This is a genomic window from Hamadaea tsunoensis DSM 44101, from assembly GCF_000428945.1.
GTDB lineage: Bacteria > Actinomycetota > Actinomycetes > Mycobacteriales > Micromonosporaceae > Hamadaea > Hamadaea tsunoensis.
Genome location: NZ_AUAX01000028.1, coordinates 49,454 through 65,624, shown reverse-complemented (window position 1 = coordinate 65,624; position 16,171 = coordinate 49,454). Strand labels below are relative to the sequence as shown.

Here is a 16,171-nt window from a genome sequence, read left to right as displayed (position 1 = left end):
ATGGGCCGTGCTTGGGAGAAGCCTGAAGAGGTCGTCGTCGCCGCCTCGGTCGAGGAGGTCTGGGACGCCATCGCCACCGGTCCGGGCATCGACTCCTGGTTCATGGGCCGCAGCCAGGTGGACCCGGGTCCGGAGGGCTCGGTGACGACCGAGGTCGGCGGCTACGCGATGACCAGTGCGGTCACCGCATGGGACCCGCCGAACCACTTCGCCTACCGCGGCGACGGGCCCGGCGAACGATTCGTCGCCTTCGAATATCTGATCGAGGGCCGGGATCGGAGCAGCACGGTGCTGCGGATGGTGGCGAGCGGATTCCTTCCCGGCGACGACTGGGACGAGGAGTTCGAGGCGATGACCTTCGGTGGCGAGATGTACTTCCGGACGCTGGTCGCGTACCTGGACCACTTCGCCGGCCGGTTCGCCACCTCGGTGGACGTCATGGGCCCGCCGGTCACGGACTGGCCGCCCGCGTGGGACGCGCTGCGTACCAGGCTCGGCCTCAGCGACCGGCCGGCGGTCGGTGATCCGGTGCGGCTGACCGTGCCGGGCGTCGCCGCCCTGGACGGGCAGGTCGACTTCGTCAACGCGCAGGCCCTGGGCATCCGCACCGCCGACGGCCTCTACCGCTTCATCCAAGGCTTCGTCGGCAGCTTCGTGCTCGGCGTACACGCCTTCACCGACATCGACGAGCACAAAGTCCACCAGGCGTGGACGTCCTGGCTCGCCGGAATCTGAACACCTTCCGACTGAAACATCGTTCGACAGAACACTAGGAGAAACCATCATGGGATCGATCAACGCAGGACTGTTCATCGCGCTGGACGGCGTGGTGGAGGCGCCTGAGACCTGGCACTTCGAGTACTTCGACGACGAGATGGGCGCCGCCGTCGGCGCGATGATGGCCGGCAACGACGCGATGCTGCTCGGCCGGCATACCTACGACGAGTTCGCCGCCTTCTGGCCCGCCGCCGACCCGGCCGACCCGTTCACCGCCCAGATGAACGGCGCCCAGAAGTACGTCGTCTCCACGACGCTGGACAAGGCCGAATGGGAGAACTCCACGGTCATCGGCGGCGACGTCAAGGCGGAACTGCTGAAGTTGAAGCAGGACAAGCAACTCGGCGTGACCGGCAGCCCGACCCTCGTCCGCTGGCTGCTGGAGCAGCAGCTGATCGACGAGCTGCACCTCCTCGTCCACCCGGTGGCGGTGGGCGCAGGCAAGATCCTGTTCACGCCCGGCGAGAAGATCCCGCTCCGCCTGATCGAGGCGACCACCTTCAGCACGGGTGTCATGCACCTGGTCTACGGCCCCGTCAGCTGAGCACGGATGCCCGTTCTGTCCACGCCGCTCGATGAGACTAAACCCTGAAAGAAAGTACGGAAATGTCAGTCAAGAATGCCAATGAAAATGTCACCAGGTACATCGAGGGTTCCGCGGAGTTCGCCAAGCCGATTCTCGGGCATATCAGAGAAGTGGTGCACGGGAACTGCCCTGATGTGGTCGAGTCGATCAAGTGGGGGCTGCCGCATTTCGAGTACGCAGGCGACCTCCTGTGCGTCATCTCCTCGGCCCGTGACCATTGCTCCCTGACCTTCATCAAGTCGGAGTTCATGACCGACCCCCGATTCGCTGGGGGCAAGAAGGTGAAGCCGGACCAGCGCTTCATGGGCAGGCTCAAGAGCCTGGCCGACCTGCCCTCCGACGAGGAACTGGCCGGTTTCATCAAGGAAGCGATGGACCTGAACGACCGGGGGGTCAAGCTCGACAAGACGGCCAAGGCCGCACCGGGCAGCAAGCCGGAGCCGCCGACCCCGGACTACCTCCTCGAAGCACTGTCGGCCAACGAAGCCGCCAGGCAGGTCTTCGAGAAGGCGGCACCGTCGTTCCGTACGGGCTATGTCGAGTGGCTCGAGAGCGCGAAGACCGACGCGACGCGGCAGAAGCGAATGGCGGAAGCGCTGGAGTGGATCGCCGAAGGCAAGGGGCGGTTCTGGAAGTACCAGAAGTGAAGCAGCGGGGATCGAAGCGATGAGCGCGCCCGAACCCCCTACTAGCTGCGCCGATACAAGCTTACGGAGATCAGGCCGTGCTGCAGCGCCGCGGTGCGCCCCCTCGCCGACGGCCATCCTCAACCCGGAAGCCGGGATCAGGGCGCGACTACCGTACGCTCCGCAGGCCGAACGGCTGAAGCTGCCACCCGCATGGCCCCGAAGCTCGTGGCCGAGCAGTCGCCTCTAAGCGTTTGAGAAGTCGAGCGTCAGGTTGTTTCTCGGATTGAGTCGGCCTCGATCGCGTCGGCCGCGCCCTGCAGGATCACTGCGAACTCTTCCGGTTCGATCTTGGTGACGAAAATCTTGCCAAGATCGTCCAGGTCGGGATGCGTTGTCCGCCAGAACGCGAAGACGATCACCAGGACTTCGTCGAGGTAGGCATAACACGACAGGTTGTCGACGGTCTCGCCCCAGTGCATGAACCAGAATCGTTCCCGGAACTCTGTCTCGTCGGCATGAAGGAGCCGGTAGTTCTCTTCTGGCGAACGTCCAGGAAAGGGGCAGGACGGAATGTCGCGTTGGCGAACCTGTGTAGCGGTAGGCCGGATAAGGCGGAGAAAGGAGGGGATGAAGGCGACGTTGTCGTCGGTCGTCATGTGTTTGCCCGCTGCCCAGAGATCAATTACGCGAAGTACTGGCGAGATGGTCTCGCCGAGCTCAACGGCGAATGTGGCCCGATCACCGAATCGTCTCATCAGCTCGGGAGGTTAGCAGCCGGCTGGAGCCGCGGTCGTCGAGTAACGGTGCGGGACGGGTCAGTTGATGGCGTACGCCTGCCGGTGGATCGCAGGCATGCCGCGGGTGAGGCGGCGGACCATGCCGCTGATCGCGGCCCAGCGGATCATCGCTTCGGCGGTGGCGGGGTGACGTTTGTAGTCGTGAGCTAGCCGGCGGTAGGGGTGGAACAGGCCAGGGATCTCTCGACGCCCACCCGCCGGCGATTGCCGCGAATCCTTTCTGGCCCGGGCTTTGCGCACGATGTGCAGGGTGGTGGGCAGGATACGCTGGCATCGCTCGACCCGGAGCCTTGCGGACCCGGCGTCGGCGTAGACGAACAGCACCCGGGTGAACAGGTATACCGACAGCAGGGTGGTCTTATCAAACACGCTGAAGCGGTCGAAGTAAGAGCTGACTCGAAAGGGCTGCCTGAGCATCAATGGTCGGTTCGCCCCCGGCGGCAACAAAGTCGACGTGAGCGCGATGGCGAGCGTACTTTGTTGGATAAGCGAGGAATGTCTGAGTTACTAGAATGCGTACGTGTGCGGGCCGCCGAACCATCGGCTGAGGTACTCAGACTGGATATCGCCGGTGAGTAAGCCCGCAAGAGAAGCGCCGAAGCCTGCCCCGTAATACTCCCAGAAGGGTCCTCGTTCCTTGAACGCCACCGGCCATTCATTCGGTGTGATGTCAGGCTTGACATGCCAGAAGAGGAAGTCGCCATTGCCAGTGTGTCCCCACGAGATCAGGTCGTCGCCAGGCCCGAACCATGACGGAACCTCCGCGCGATCCGGTGCCCAGCGGGACGCGTCGCCCAAGCTCCAAACTCCCGAGTCGCCGTCAGGACCGGCGAATTCTGAACGGACGCACTCGCGGGCGTAGGCATTGTGTCGCAAAAGATCCGCCCAGTCCGCAATGCCACCAGGACCGCAAACCATGAGATGGTCGTCGACCATACCGGCACCGTAGGCATCGATGAAAAGCTTGTAGTCGCCAGGGAGAGCAAAACCCAGCTCAGCCTCAACCGGCGACCAGTCCGACCCGCTCCCGATGCCGAGTTCCGGTAAGGCCAGTAACCGAGCAAGGTGTGCTGCAGCGTCATCAGGAGACGAAAGCCGGTCGGCAACCGAACTGGTGTCCATGACCATGCGCTCGCCGGAGACGATGTCGTTCGGGCAGAGCTGGTCGCCACCTGAACCGGTGACGACGGTGTGGGAACTCGACAGCTCCAGCACTACTAGGTCTACAGCCCGCTCGCCTCGCCCGTTCTCATGGCAAGCATGGACAAAGCGTTCACCAGGACGAGCCCAATGCCTCGGGTGATATCCAGGCTCGCCCTCCAACCGCCAGCCTTCAGATACTGCCGAGACTGACTCGATGTAGAAGGTGAGTTTCTCGCTACGCATGGCCCCCATGATGCATGACTCTGTTCCCAGGTATCAGATCTGTCATCGGGTGCTCGCTCCTCACGAGGAGCTACATCACTGCTTGCCGTCCCGATTCCCGGGCGCTAAGCCGGCAACCCTTCCGCAACGAGCGCTGAGCACGTTCACGCGTACGTACTTGAGCATCTTCCCGCGTACGCCGACAACAAGCCTGTCACCCACGCCGAGGTAGCCTCCAGTCCGTGACACACGCCCAGCCGACGACAGTGAGAATCCGGGGCATACTCCGCCGCGCCACCACGGTGGTGATCATCGAGTCGCCGCCGGACGAGCTCGACCGTCCCGGCGCGGCGCGAACCATCCTGACCGGTACGGAGATCCACGAGCTGGCCGCGCTCCTGGACGTAGTCGACGGTGGCGCCCGCCACCTGTGCCGTTGCCTCGGCTCGCCGACGTTCCTGGCGATCAACGCGCAGGGAAAGGAGATACGCCGCTGGACCCTGCACCACCAGGAGTGGATCCGTGACGGCGGGTTCGATGCGCCCTTGCTCGACGCGTCGGCGCTCATCGGCTGGCTGGCCGAGCGTGGCCTTTCCGGCTCCGTGCGCGCAAGGCAGGCGATCGCGGCGGAGCGCGCCAGGGACGAGGAGCGCCGCGTCCGCTGGGTCGCGGCCGGGCCGAAGGTGCTGATGTGGGCGGTCGAAGCGGCGTCGCGCCGTGAACCCGGTGCGGAGGACAAGCTCATCACGCTTCTCCGGGAACATCATCCTGACCGGGCTGAGCGCATCGCGATGCTCCTTGCCTGGGCCAGCCTTGCCGCCCGGTCGACCGACGGCACACCCTGGCACGAGTTGATCCCGCGGCGCATGCTCTTGGCGGAATCGGACGAGGCTCTCCTGGCGGTCGTGACCGGCGGCCCGCTGACTCCCTCCCAGCTCGACGGCGCCGCCGACCTGTTCACGTCGCTGGAGTGGACGCGGCCGCCGCGTTCGGCGATTCCGGAGTCACTGCGGATGGAGCTCATCGCGCACGTCGTCGCGACGGGCACAGAGCCGATGAAGTTCCGCATGCGCCACGGCTACGGCAAGTACGCTGTTTGATCAACTTCGCGGAGATAGCGATCGACGTCGAAGCCGTGCGCTTCGAGCCTCTCGCGCGAGATCCTTCGTTCCTCGTCGTCGAACAGCGGTGTGAACTCGGGGCGGAGCATCCAGGCCTCGACGCTTCGGTCGAGGCGCTGGTGTACGAACAGGATCAGGAAGCCTTCGTGCGTCTTCGCGCCGCGTAGCAGGCGCCGTGTGGTCTCCACTCCGCCGTACTGTCCGAGCATTCGGGTGAAAAGCGGTGCACGGTAGCCGATGTCCTTCGTGAGGGCCTTGACCCCTTCGACGAGTTCGGCGTGGTAGCGCATAGTCAACGCATGCAGTGGGTCCACGGAAGGCCTCCCTCGCTGAGACATCCTCATGGATACCGCTCTTCAGGTCTCGCCGACCATCAGTCGAACAGCCTCAGGCCGCTCGTTCCGACCGGCGAGCCCCACCGGATCAAAGTCCGCGCGGCCTTCACCTTCGGCCAGGACGACGTCCGCGCAGGTCGGTGTCAATCTTGAGGAACGTCAGTATGTCTGCGTGAAGCAGTACGTGTGGGGCGACGCGACGGGATTGGCATCAGACAAGGTCATCCGCCTGATGATCGGCGACGGGCCGTATTGGCCGCAGGGCGAAGCCGTGTTCAACGACTCCACGACGTGGCAGGCACTCGCGCAGTTCGGCGATGACCCGAAGATCAATGTCGGCGTTCCGTACACGCTGCATGTGATGGTGATGAGCCGAGGAACCAGCAGCGGATTGGCAGCGAAGGTCGACACGCTTCCCGGCAGCACAGTTGCGACATTCACGGTGCTGCGTAACGACAAACCGGGTCCTTGTGCCGCCTAGAGCTATCCCGCCACGGCGGAGAGGTCGAGGGCTTCGAGGCGGTCGACGTCGGCGAGGATGTCCATCGCGACGATCCTTCCCCCGCGCACCGTGAACGCCATGACGAACATCGGTTTGCCGTTGGCGATGACGACCGCCCCCGGCGTGCCGTTGATGAGTGCCCGGTGCATGTACGCCGACAGCCGGCCCGACGCGTACGCCTGCTGGGAGACTGCCTGCGGACCGCGCAGGACGATGTTGAGGCGGGGCCGGGACGTGCCGCCGTCGGAGCGCAGCACGACGTCGGGGTCGAGGACGGCGATGAGGCCGTCGAGGTCGCCTTCGCGGGACGCGGCGAAGAAGGCGTCGACGACCGCGCGCTGGCGGGCGAGGTCCGGGTCGGGCATCGGATCCTGTCCCTGTACGCGTCGCCGCGCCCGGCTGGCCAGTTGCCGCGTGGTCGCCGGGGTGCGGTCGAGGAGCGGGGCGATCTCGTCGAAGGAGACGGCGAAGAGGTCGTGCAGGACGAAGGCGACGCGCTCGGCGGGGGTGAGCGTGTCGAGCACGACGAGGAGCGCGAGGCCGACCGAGTCGGCGAGCAGCGCCTCGTGCTCCGGGTCGAGGCCGGTGTCCGGGCTGACGATCGGGTCGGGGATGTGCGGGGTGGAACCGTCCACATCGGAGCTGTAGGGATCGTAGGGCTCCTCGCGGCGGTGGCCTCGCGAGCGCAGGACGTTCAGGCAGACCCGGGCGGTGACCGTGGTGAGCCAGCCGCCGAGGTTCTCGATCGGCTCGCCGGACTCGCTCTCCTGCGTCCGGTGCAGCCGCAGCCATGTCTCCTGGACGGCGTCGTCCGCCTCGGCGAGCGAGCCGAGCATCCGGTACGCGACCGCGCGCAACCGCGGCCGCTGCGCCTCGAACGCCTCCGTCGCCTGCACAAGATCACCCCTGATCGAACGGTACCAGGAGCCGGACGTAAGGTGTCCCGATGACCGCCGCTGACAGTGTGCTGGAGCACCTCGCCGCCCGTACCGACCGCCCGCTGATCGTCGCGGTGGACGGGCACAGCGCGGCGGGGACGTCGACTCTCGGACGGCTGCTCGCCGACCGGCTCGGGGTGACCCTCGTGCAGGGCGACGACTTCTACCGCGAGGCGCCGGACGGCGTACGCCGCGCGTGGAACGCTGCCGAGGGCGTCGACCTGTTCTTCGACTGGCAGCGGCTGCGGCGCGAGGTCCTCGAACCCCTGAAGGAGGGGCGGACCGCGGCCTACCAGCCGTACAGCTGGCGGCCCGAGGGCGGCCTGGCCGACGAGACGGTCGAGCTGAAGGCCACCCCGATCGTGATCTTCGAAGGCGTCTACGCGGCCCGCCCCGAGTACGCGGACCTGCTCGGCCTCACCGTCTTCGTCGAGACCCCGGCCGAGGAGCGCCTGCGGCGGCTGCACGAACGCGGGCACGGCAACGACGACTGGTGGCCGCACTGGGACGCCGCCGAGGAGCACTACTACCGGCACATCCGTCCACAGGAGACGTTCGATCTGGTGGTGCCCGGCTACTGAGGACCGCTGCCGCGTGGCGCTGGGGACGGCTGCCGCGTGGTGCTGGGACGGCTGCGTGGTGCAGGGACGACCGCGGAAATCGCGTTGACCTGAACGCTACGGTCAAGGCATGTGCCTCGATGACGACGCGACCGCAGCTCACACCCCGGACACCGATCCCACGATCACGTTGACGTCGGCCGACGGATCGCAGTTCGGCGCGTACCTGGCCCGGGCCGAGGCGCCCACGGGAGCCCGGGTCGTCCTGCTGCCGGACGTGGGCGGCATGCGGTCGCCCTTCCGGGAACTGGCCCGGCGGTTCGCGCGTACCGGGGCGGACGTGCTGGTCATCGACTACTACGGGCGTACGCTCGGCCCGGCCGCCCGCGGTGAGGAATACGACCCGGCCATCCGGGAGACGTTCGACCGCGAGCTGATGGTGGCGGACGTGACGGCGGCGATCGCGTACCTGCGCGGTCTCGGCGACGGTCCTGTGTACGCGGCCGGGTTCTGCATCGGCGGCGCCAACGCGCTCCACGCCGGGACAGCCGGCCTCGGTCTCGCCGGCGTGATCGGCATCTGCCCCTACATCGGGGAGGCGGGCGTCTCCGCCGCACTGCCCGAGGACTTCTCCGCCGCCATCGAGGTGCCGGTACTCGGAATCTTCGGCGGCGCCGACAAGGAGGTCCCGTCCGCCGTGCACGAGGCGCTCGGACGCCATCTGGCCGCCACCGGCGTACGCCATGAGATCCTCGTCTTCCCGGGCCAGCCGCACGGCTTCATCGAGTGGGACTACTTCGGGCGCGAGGGCCACGCGGAGGCCGCGGCCGAAGCGTGGGAGCGGATCACGGAGTTCCTCGCGGTACCCTGACGCCGTGGGGCTGATTCTGGTTCTGGTGCTGGGTTTCTCGGCGGTTCTCGGTGGGTGTGTGCTGGTGGCCAAGCGCATGCGGACGAGCGGCGCGGGGCTCGCGCTCGTCGGGCCGCTCGAGGAGGCGTGGAACCCGGCGGCCCACCGCCAGCGGATGGAGATCCGGATTCAGGCGGAGATCGCCCCTACCACGCCCACTCCGGACAAGCGTTCGGCGGCCTGACCGGGGCGCCGGCGTCCGGGGTCAGGCCACGCTCCTGATCCGCTGGACCAGCTGGGTGAGTTCGTCGTGCACGTCGTCGCCCAGCTGCCGGAAGTCCTCGACGCGCAGGACGACGCTCACCGGTACCAGCGGATTCTGGAACTGGTGCTTGAAGCCGGTCCGCCAGTGGCGACGTGCTTCCGGATCGACCTCGCGATACAGCTCGGCCGGTTTGCTCTTCGGCAGGCCGTGCTTCATGTCGATCCAGCGCTGCTGCTCGGGAGTCATCATCCGCAGGTGGTAGATCATCGTTTCCGCGTCGGGGTGGCTGGTCGCGTGCAACACCGCGTCGGGCAGGTAGTTCTCCACTTCCAGCCGCTGCCAGATGTGGACGTGCGGCTGCTCGGGCGGCCACGCCTCCGGCACCGACCGGTCGATCGGTTCCAGGTACTTGCGATCGTTGTCCTTGATGACGATCACGCGGCAGATCGCCTTGAACTCCGTCGCGGCCTCGTCGGTGACGTGGACCTGTTCGCCCCCGCCGCCCGTATGCCCGAACCGGAGCCAATGCCGGTCGAGCGCGGTCGCGAGCTCCGGCGCGTACGCCTGAAAGAGCGCCCGAAGGAAGCTGCCGTCGTTGCGACTGTTCTCGACGACGACCACTGCCGGCCTGCCCAGGTCGTGGGCGAGGGCGTCGAGATTCGCGGCGGTCACCGTCACCGGCGGCCGGGGGCGTGCCGCCTGCCAGACCCCGGCCGTGGCGGCGTTGCGCAGCAGTTCCCGCCACGTATGCAGCAATTTCGGCGCGTTTTCCTCCAGGTAGCGGATCGCCGAGTCGAGGACGGCCGGCGGCGGGTACCAGTCGTGCCGTCCGTCGATCGTGAAGCTGAGCAGCGTGAGGACGAGAAAGGCGTTATGGCCGTCGGCGTCGGCGAAGACCTCCTCGTCGAGTTCAAGCAACACTGAGGCCCGCCTTCCGCATCTGGGCCGCGGCGAGCGCGCGTACTTCCTCGAAGTCCTCGGTGAAGATGCCCTCGGGCCACGAGCTCAGCTGGCCCAGCGCGTCGACGGTGATGTGCTGGGCGGTCGCGGCGCGGCCGTCGTGGTGGACGAAGTAGATCCCCACGTCGTCGGGGGAGCAGGCCTCCTCGGCGACGCGGCGGCGCAGGCGCAGCAGCAGCGCCTCGCTGTGCGTCTCGATGAGGAAGCGGTTGCCGGTGAGCTTCGCGGCCTTGAGGTACAAGTCCGCGAGCTGCGCGTGGGCGGCCGGGTGCAGGTGCAGCTCCGGTTCCTCCACGATGTACAGCGTCGGATCGCGATGCCCGGCGAGTTCGTCCCAGGCCTGCTGCACCAGCATCGGCAGGATCTGCATCACACCCGAGCCAGCGTCCGCGATGTTGATCGCCAGGCCGGGCTCGGAATTCGACCTCAGCACGGTAGCGAACTGGCGGCCGTCGGGCACCTCGTCGAGTGTCCAGTCGGGCAGCACCTCGCGCAGCATCTCGTTCACGCGGCGGCGCATGCGGCCGGCTCCGCGTACCTGGTCGTGGGCCAGGACGGCGGCGAGGTTCTGGCCCCGGTCACCCACCCCGTCGGGTTCACCCGTCGGTACGGCATGCTCGCGCCGGACGGTGTCCCGGAACGGGGACAGATAGCGGATCCGGCCGAACGCGGTGGCGCTGTGGGCCGCGAGTTCGAATTCGTCGTCGCGGGGGAGGATCTCGCGGGGCAGGTATCTCGGCAGCAGACCGTGGAACTCGACCGGACCGGTGACGACCCGGCGCCGGCCGTCGTTCGCCGTCCACATCTGCTCGTAGAGGTCGTCGGTCGTGCGGGCGAGCTGCCAGACACCGTGCCCCAGCGTCGCCGTGACCTGGGAGACCACCTGGCGCCGCTCGGCGTCGATGTTGTCGATACGGGCCTCGACCGCCCGGAGCCGGTTGTCGGAGAACGCCAGTCCGATGTGGATCCCACCGGCCGGGTCGTGGCCGTGCACCAGGTCCGCGAACGCCGCCACCGACTCGCCGCCCAGCCGGTCGAGGTCCAGCGGCGCACGAGGTGCCTCGGCGCCTCCGGCGGGGAATCCCGTCTGCAGCACGATGGCCGCCCGGGTGAACGCGCTCTTGCCGGAGTTGTTCTTACCGAGGACGACCGTCACCGGCCGGATGTCGAGTCTCTGGCGATCGCGGAAGCAGCGATAGTGGGCGAACGACAAGGCGGTCAGCATCGTTCACCGCAGATCGATCGGTCGGTCGCGCCAGAGGCGTGCGATCGAGTCCCGGGCCGCGATGTCGGACCCCAGTTCGGGCCGGATGCGCTCGCAGCTGAAGACGAGGCTCGTCACGTAGGTCTTGATGGGTTTGTGGAAGATCGGCTCGTGGTGCGCGACACGGTTGCGCAACCGGTACAGCATGTCGATCTGCCGGTCGACGTCGAAGCGCTCGGTCCCCCGGGGAAAGGCGCGATGCAGTGCCGGAACCCAGAGGCTCTTCTCGCGGGCCTTCACCGACAGGTACCGCCAGAAGTCGAGATTGAGATGCGAGATCAGCTGCCCGATCGGCTCGTCCGGGCGCATGCGCCGGACCGCACGCACAATGGCCTCTCGCGATCGTTTGTTGACGTCCTCGGCGCCGTGCATGATAGGCCGCCGCACAGGGCTCATCGGATCGAGCAGCCAATGCTCCGGACCGATCCACCAACGACTCATCACGGCGTCGTACGCATTGCGTAGCGCTATCTCCCATTCGCCGAGGATCTTCTGCAATTCCCCGCGCATTTCCCTGTCCCAATCAACCAGCGCGACGGCGCGGGACCGATCGTTGTGGGCCGCCGACAGAAAGCGAGCGAAGCGCTCGTTTCCCAAATAGGGCTCGTACCAACCGTCATCGAGCGCCATTGCAACCTTCCTGGGAGTGCGTTAGAGTGGCCGTGAAAGCCCCGGAGTGACCGATGGCCCTTGCGGTTATGTCCCCGGGGCCTCCATCTTTTCCGGGTCCGTCCCGTCCTCCGTCACGCCGCGTACGGTGCGGAGTCATCAATCTGCACCCGCCGCGTACCCCGCGTCAACCACGCGTTGAAGGTCATCTTTTGTCGATCATGGACACTGTTCAAGATCTGACACTTTGCCTATCGGGTCGGTAGTCGTATCCTGGAGGGCTTTGCTGCCGGCCCCTCCAAGGAGTTCTGTTGTCCTGCCGTCATCCCCGGCGAAGGATCAATACGTGCGCCGAATGGAAGATCAACGCTATTCGGCGACCTAGTCGATCCTTCGTGGACGGAACATCGAAAAGCTGCCCGGAAGGCCATTGCGGCCGACGGTCGGTGATGATTCGGCGTACAGACGGCCAGTCCCGCCGGAGTCGAAGTCACGTAACGTCACATCCGAACTCTTCCCCCGATTGGCCCCCGACGCCGACCCCCTTCAGGAGAGAATTCATGCCCTCCGCCGAGCTTTCCGCCCCCGCGCGCCAAGCCCTGATCGCCCTGCTGCTGAGCGGTCAGGAAGTCACCAATCCCATGCTGATCAAGCGATTCCACCTGGACCTCAAGAAGTCCACCCGGGACGGCCTGATCAAGGCCGGTCTCGTCGAGCTGACCGGCGAGAAGATCAGCCGGGCGATGGTCTTCCGGCTGACGGAGAAGGGCCGCGCCCGGGCGGGCGCGGAGTTGGCCGCGTCGGCGCCGGACGGCACCGGCTACGGCGTCCGCCTGCTGTACGCGGTCGCGAACGTGCTCAACAGCGTCATGCAGCAGTACGGGCTGGACGTGGAGAAGATCATGCAAGGCGACATCACTCAACCGCCGGTTCCCGGGCCCCGACGCCATTCAGTCGGTGAACCGGAGCAGGGCCTGGAAGGTCAGATCCTGAGCGCGTACGCGGCGCTGACCAAGCGGTCGGGCGATCTCGTCAGCCTCGTACGCCTCCGCCGGGAACTCGCCTCGGTCGACCGGGCGGAGCTCGACCGAGTGCTCAAGGCGATGGACCGCAGCCGCGCGATCCAGCTGGAACCGGAGCCCAACCGCAAGGTGCTGTCGGACGACGCGCACGATGCCGCTATCCGCATTGGCGGTGAGGATAAGCACTTCATCTCCGTGGGGCATCGATGAAGGACGACGAGCGGCGAGCGCTCCAGGAACTGCGTTTGAGCTGGGCCCCGGCGCCGGAGGACGTCTGGCGGAGTCCCGCGTACCACGTCGAGGGAATGAACGGCGAGGCCGCCGACGGTGTCATGACGGCGTTTCGTGACATGAGCGCGAGGCCGCTGCCGATTCCGTTGGGCATCGTCCTCGAAGGCCAGGCCGGTGCGGGGAAGACGCACCTGCTGAGCTGGGTCCGCGCTCAGGTGCAGAACGAAGGCGGCTACTTCTTCCTGCTGGGCATTCCCCAGCAGAACTTCTGGGAGTGCCTCGTGCAGGCCTTCCTGGACGGGCTGTTCCGCGACACCGTGGGCCATCGTGACCAGCTGACGAAGCTCCTCGCGGGGCTGTGCGATCACGCGATGTTCAACGGCGAGCAGCGCGCCGAGATCCTGGGCAAGAAGCCGCTGACGCGGGATGCCCTGGAGGATTTCGTCCGCGACTTCAGGATGGTCGAGCGCGTTGTCGGTGCGTCCTGCCAGTACACCCTGCGAGCGCTGGTGCTCCTCGGCGCCGTGGACAGCCACCTGCAGGATCTCGGCGAAGGCTACCTGCGTTCCGCGATGGAGATCGCGGACACGGAGGAGCGCGGTCGCTGGAATCTGCTGTCGTTCCCCAAATCGCCCAAGGACGTCGTGACGGAGCTGTCACGCCTGCTGGCGGTGACGGGCCCGACGGTGGTGGCAGTCGACCAGATTGACCTGGCGCTCGCGCAGGTGCGACGGGCCAGCACCCGCATGCACGTGCCCGTCTCCGATAGGGGCGAATCGGCGGACGCCATCCAGCTGCTCGAAGAGTTCGGCCACGGCCTGATGGCCGCGCGCGAACAGTTGCATCGCACCGTGCTGGTCGTCTCGTGCCTGACCACGACGTGGCAGCTCATCTGCGAGTACGCGACGGCGTCCATCGCCGGTCGGTTCCGGCAGGAGATGCGGCTCAGCCGGATACCCACGCCGGAGGTCGGGATCGAGCTTCTCGGTGCCCGGTTCGCGGCGGGATTCGCGGCAGCGGGGTTCACTCCGCCGCATCCGACCTGGCCGATCGAACGCGTGGCCTTCGACGACGTGCTCGATTACACGCCGCGATCCCTGCTGCAGAACGTCGACACCCACATTCGCCTCTGCCTGCGCCGGGACGAGGTCATCCCACTCACCAACTTCGACCTCGGCCAGGCCGCTCGGGTCGTGGACCACCGGCCGGCCGTTCCGCCGGAACGGGGGCGGTTCGAGCGGTTCGACGAGGAGTTCGAGGCGTACCGCAAGCAGGCCTCCGTGGACGGTGCCACGCAGCAGACGCGGGAGGACGAGCTGATGCCCGGCCTGCTGCACGCGGGCCTGACCGGCTGGATTCGGGAGAAGGACGAACAGGAGCAGAAGCGGTTTGCCGTCGTCGAAGCCTCGGGCGGGACCACTGTGCACGCCGAGCTGCGCGAGTCCTTCGACGACAACCTGGAGGATTACGGTGTCTGGTATTTCCGCGGTCTGGCCCGGCAGCACCATGCGGCCCTGCTGCCGCGGCTGGAACGGGTCATGCGGCGGGCCGCGCTCGATCCGCGTATTCCGCATCGACGGGCTGTGCTGCTCCGCAACATCTCCTGGCCGAACGGGCCGACGTGCAAGGACAAGCGGGAGAAGTTCGAGTCGCTCGGCGGGATGATCAAGGAGATCGCCGACGACGATCTGCGTACCTTCGCGGCACTGCGCAAGCTGCTCGACGCGGATGAGCCCGGCCTCGACGCCTGGCTCGCCGATCGCCGGCCCGCGAGCCGTACGCGTATCTTCACCGAGGTCTTCGGCGCTCCCGAGGTCGGCGCGGCGACAGACGCGGACCAGCCCGACGATGGCGGTCCGGCGACGCCTTTCCCGCTGGACGGCGATGCCGCACCGGACGGCCAGACCGCCCGCGCCGAACAGAACGATGCCGAACAGACCGATGCCGAACAGAACGACAGTGGGGAGGAGATTCCGCTCGGGACGGCCCGGGACGGCGGCGAGTCCATCACCCTGCGATTGAGTGACCTTCGCAAGCACGTGGCCATCTTCGCCGGGTCCGGTTCGGGTAAGACCGTTCTCATCCGGCGGATCGTCGAGGAGTGCGCGCTGCGGGGCGTGTCCGCGATCGCGCTCGATCCCAACAACGACCTCGCCCGGCTGGGTGACGCGTGGCCGAGCGCGCCCGCCGGGTGGGGGCCGGGGGACGGGGGGCGCGCCGCGGCGTACCTGGAACAGACCGATGTCGTGGTCTGGACGCCGCGGCGTGAGGCCGGCCGGCCGCTCAGTATGCAGCCGTTGCCGGATTTCCGGGCGGTCGTCGATGATGCGGACGAATTCGGGCTCGCGTTGGACAGCGCGGTCGCCGCCCTGGCGCCGCGGGCGCGGGTCGGGGGGAACACGGCGAAGATGGATCGGGGCCGGGCGGTACTCCGCGAGGCTCTGGCCGCCTTCGCCCGCGGGGGCGGTACGCGGCTCGCCGGCTTCGTCGAGCTGCTGGAGGATCTGCCCGACGGGGTGACGTCGCTGGGCAAGGCGAGTGATCTGGGCTACGAGATGGCGCAGACGCTCAAGGCGGCGATGATCAACGATCCGCTGTTCGGCGGGGCGGGGCAGCCGCTGGATCCGGGGGTGCTGCTGACGCCGCCGCCGGGAAAGCGCGCCCGGGTCTCACTGATCAGCCTGATCGGCCTGCCCACGGACGAGCAGCGGCAGAGCTTCGTCAACCAGCTGCAGATGGCACTGTTCGGCTGGATCAAGCAGCATCCCGCCAACGACCGGGCACTCGGCGGGCTGTTCGTGATGGACGAGGCGCAGACGCTGGCGCCGTCGGGGGCGACCACCGCCTGCACGGAGAGCACGCTGGCGCTGGCGAGCCAGGCCCGCAAGTACGGTTTGGGGCTGGTCTTCGCGACACAGGCGCCGCGGGGCATACACAACCGGATCGTGGGCAACGCGGCGACCCACTTCTACGGCTTTCTCAACAGCCCGGTGCAGATCAGCGCCGCCCAGGAAGTCGCGCAGGCCCGGGGAAGCGCGCGGATCGACATCGCGCAGCTGCGTACGGGGGAGTTCTACGTGTCGGGGGAGTCGGTGTCGGGGGAGTCGCATGCTTTCCGGCGGATCACGGCACCGCTGTGCCTGAGCCACCATCCGAGCAGCGCGCTCACGCCCGAGGAGGTGCTGTCGCGGTCGCGGGGTTAGCCGGCCGTTGCAGGAACGTGCAGGTCACGCGGCCGAGAGCCCGCCGAACGCGACGCGGAGCGCGGCGAGGGCGAACAGGGCCGCCGCCGCCAGGAGCAGCGCGGTGCGGACAGGGCGGGCGAGGCAAACCATGTGTCCATGGTCCACCATCCCGTCA

General features: G+C 67.3%; 18 protein-coding genes. 10 read left to right on the top strand and 8 right to left on the bottom strand.

Annotated elements, in window-relative coordinates; translation table 11 throughout:
- The 3 genes from G401_RS0132000 to G401_RS0131990 all read left to right on the top strand — a co-directional run bounded on the left by G401_RS0132000 (nt 1) and on the right by G401_RS0131990 (nt 2,010).
- A complete protein-coding gene (locus G401_RS0132000; protein ID WP_027345697.1) occupies nt 1-735 on the top strand; it encodes an SRPBCC family protein in 735 nt (244 codons plus the stop codon).
- A 49-nt stretch (nt 736-784) separates the two neighbouring features.
- Entirely contained in the window at nt 785-1,321 is a 537-nt protein-coding gene (locus tag G401_RS0131995) for a dihydrofolate reductase family protein (RefSeq protein WP_027345696.1), read from the top strand.
- 62 nt (nt 1,322-1,383) lie between these two features.
- A complete protein-coding gene (locus tag G401_RS0131990; RefSeq protein ID WP_027345695.1) occupies nt 1,384-2,010 on the top strand; it encodes a YdeI/OmpD-associated family protein in 627 nt (208 codons plus the stop codon).
- 248 nt (nt 2,011-2,258) lie between these two features.
- Here G401_RS0131990 and G401_RS0131985 read toward each other — a convergent pair whose 3' ends face one another.
- From G401_RS0131985 to G401_RS49845, 3 genes are all read right to left on the bottom strand, one after another.
- Nucleotides 2,259-2,750 (bottom strand): hypothetical protein, encoded by a 492-nt coding sequence (locus G401_RS0131985; protein WP_027345694.1) that lies wholly within the window; start codon nt 2,748-2,750, stop codon nt 2,259-2,261.
- A gap of 57 nt (nt 2,751-2,807) precedes the next feature.
- Nucleotides 2,808-3,206 (bottom strand): hypothetical protein, encoded by a 399-nt coding sequence (locus tag G401_RS49850; protein WP_051367444.1) that lies wholly within the window; start codon nt 3,204-3,206, stop codon nt 2,808-2,810.
- A gap of 90 nt (nt 3,207-3,296) precedes the next feature.
- Nucleotides 3,297-4,175, bottom strand: coding sequence for a hypothetical protein (locus tag G401_RS49845; protein WP_245601905.1), 879 nt, complete (start codon nt 4,173-4,175; stop codon nt 3,297-3,299).
- 281 nt (nt 4,176-4,456) lie between these two features.
- Here G401_RS49845 and G401_RS0131970 point away from each other — a divergent pair, with 281 nt between their 5' ends.
- Nucleotides 4,457-5,254: a hypothetical protein gene (locus tag G401_RS0131970; protein WP_027345692.1), complete on the top strand. Its 798-nt coding sequence runs from the start codon at nt 4,457-4,459 to the stop codon at nt 5,252-5,254.
- Here G401_RS0131970 and G401_RS0131965 read toward each other — a convergent pair.
- Nucleotides 5,233-5,589, bottom strand: coding sequence for a hypothetical protein (locus G401_RS0131965; RefSeq protein WP_027345691.1), 357 nt, complete (start codon nt 5,587-5,589; stop codon nt 5,233-5,235). The genes G401_RS0131970 and G401_RS0131965 overlap by 22 nt on opposite strands.
- A 193-nt stretch (nt 5,590-5,782) precedes the next feature.
- On the opposite strand from G401_RS0131965, the gene G401_RS0131960 reads away from it, so the two are divergent.
- Nucleotides 5,783-6,091: a hypothetical protein gene (locus tag G401_RS0131960; RefSeq protein WP_027345690.1), complete on the top strand. Its 309-nt coding sequence runs from the start codon at nt 5,783-5,785 to the stop codon at nt 6,089-6,091.
- Between the two features lie 2 nt (nt 6,092-6,093).
- On the opposite strand, the gene G401_RS0131955 is transcribed toward G401_RS0131960, so the two are convergent.
- A complete protein-coding gene (locus tag G401_RS0131955) occupies nt 6,094-7,008 on the bottom strand; it encodes a sigma-70 family RNA polymerase sigma factor (RefSeq protein WP_034593777.1) in 915 nt (304 codons plus the stop codon).
- A gap of 50 nt (nt 7,009-7,058) precedes the next feature.
- On the opposite strand from G401_RS0131955, the gene G401_RS0131950 reads away from it, so the two are divergent.
- From G401_RS0131950 to G401_RS0131940, 3 genes are all read left to right on the top strand, one after another.
- Nucleotides 7,059-7,631, top strand: coding sequence for a uridine kinase family protein (locus G401_RS0131950; protein WP_027345688.1), 573 nt, complete (start codon nt 7,059-7,061; stop codon nt 7,629-7,631).
- A gap of 109 nt (nt 7,632-7,740) precedes the next feature.
- Nucleotides 7,741-8,481 (top strand): dienelactone hydrolase family protein, encoded by a 741-nt coding sequence (locus G401_RS0131945; protein WP_027345687.1) that lies wholly within the window; start codon nt 7,741-7,743, stop codon nt 8,479-8,481.
- Nucleotides 8,482-8,485: 4 nt separating this feature from the next.
- Nucleotides 8,486-8,704, top strand: coding sequence for a hypothetical protein (locus G401_RS0131940; protein ID WP_027345686.1), 219 nt, complete (start codon nt 8,486-8,488; stop codon nt 8,702-8,704).
- Nucleotides 8,705-8,725: 21 nt separating this feature from the next.
- On the opposite strand, the gene G401_RS0131935 is transcribed toward G401_RS0131940, so the two are convergent.
- From G401_RS0131935 to G401_RS54230, 3 genes are read right to left on the bottom strand one after another with little or no spacing between them, the layout of a single operon-like run.
- Nucleotides 8,726-9,646: a hypothetical protein gene (locus tag G401_RS0131935; RefSeq protein WP_027345685.1), complete on the bottom strand. Its 921-nt coding sequence runs from the start codon at nt 9,644-9,646 to the stop codon at nt 8,726-8,728.
- Complete coding sequence (locus G401_RS0131930; protein ID WP_027345684.1) at nt 9,636-10,910, bottom strand: AAA family ATPase; 1,275 nt, start codon at nt 10,908-10,910, stop codon at nt 9,636-9,638. The genes G401_RS0131935 and G401_RS0131930 overlap by 11 nt, the downstream gene beginning before the upstream one ends.
- Nucleotides 10,911-10,913: 3 nt before the next feature.
- Nucleotides 10,914-11,579 carry an Abi family protein gene (locus tag G401_RS54230; protein WP_034593776.1) on the bottom strand — a complete coding sequence of 222 codons (666 nt, stop codon included), beginning with the start codon at nt 11,577-11,579 and terminating at the stop codon, nt 10,914-10,916.
- 539 nt (nt 11,580-12,118) lie between these two features.
- On the opposite strand from G401_RS54230, the gene G401_RS53610 reads away from it, so the two are divergent.
- Both G401_RS53610 and G401_RS0131915 read left to right on the top strand, forming a co-directional pair.
- Nucleotides 12,119-12,790, top strand: a complete 672-nt coding sequence (locus tag G401_RS53610) for a hypothetical protein (protein WP_027345683.1) — start codon at nt 12,119-12,121, stop codon at nt 12,788-12,790.
- The gene (locus tag G401_RS0131915; protein WP_027345682.1) at nt 12,787-16,014 is read left to right on the top strand and encodes an ATP-binding protein; all 3,228 of its coding nucleotides are present in this window, start codon (nt 12,787-12,789) and stop codon (nt 16,012-16,014) included. Before G401_RS53610 ends, G401_RS0131915 begins: the two co-directional genes overlap by 4 nt.
- The last annotated feature ends 157 nt before the right edge of the window (nt 16,015-16,171 follow it).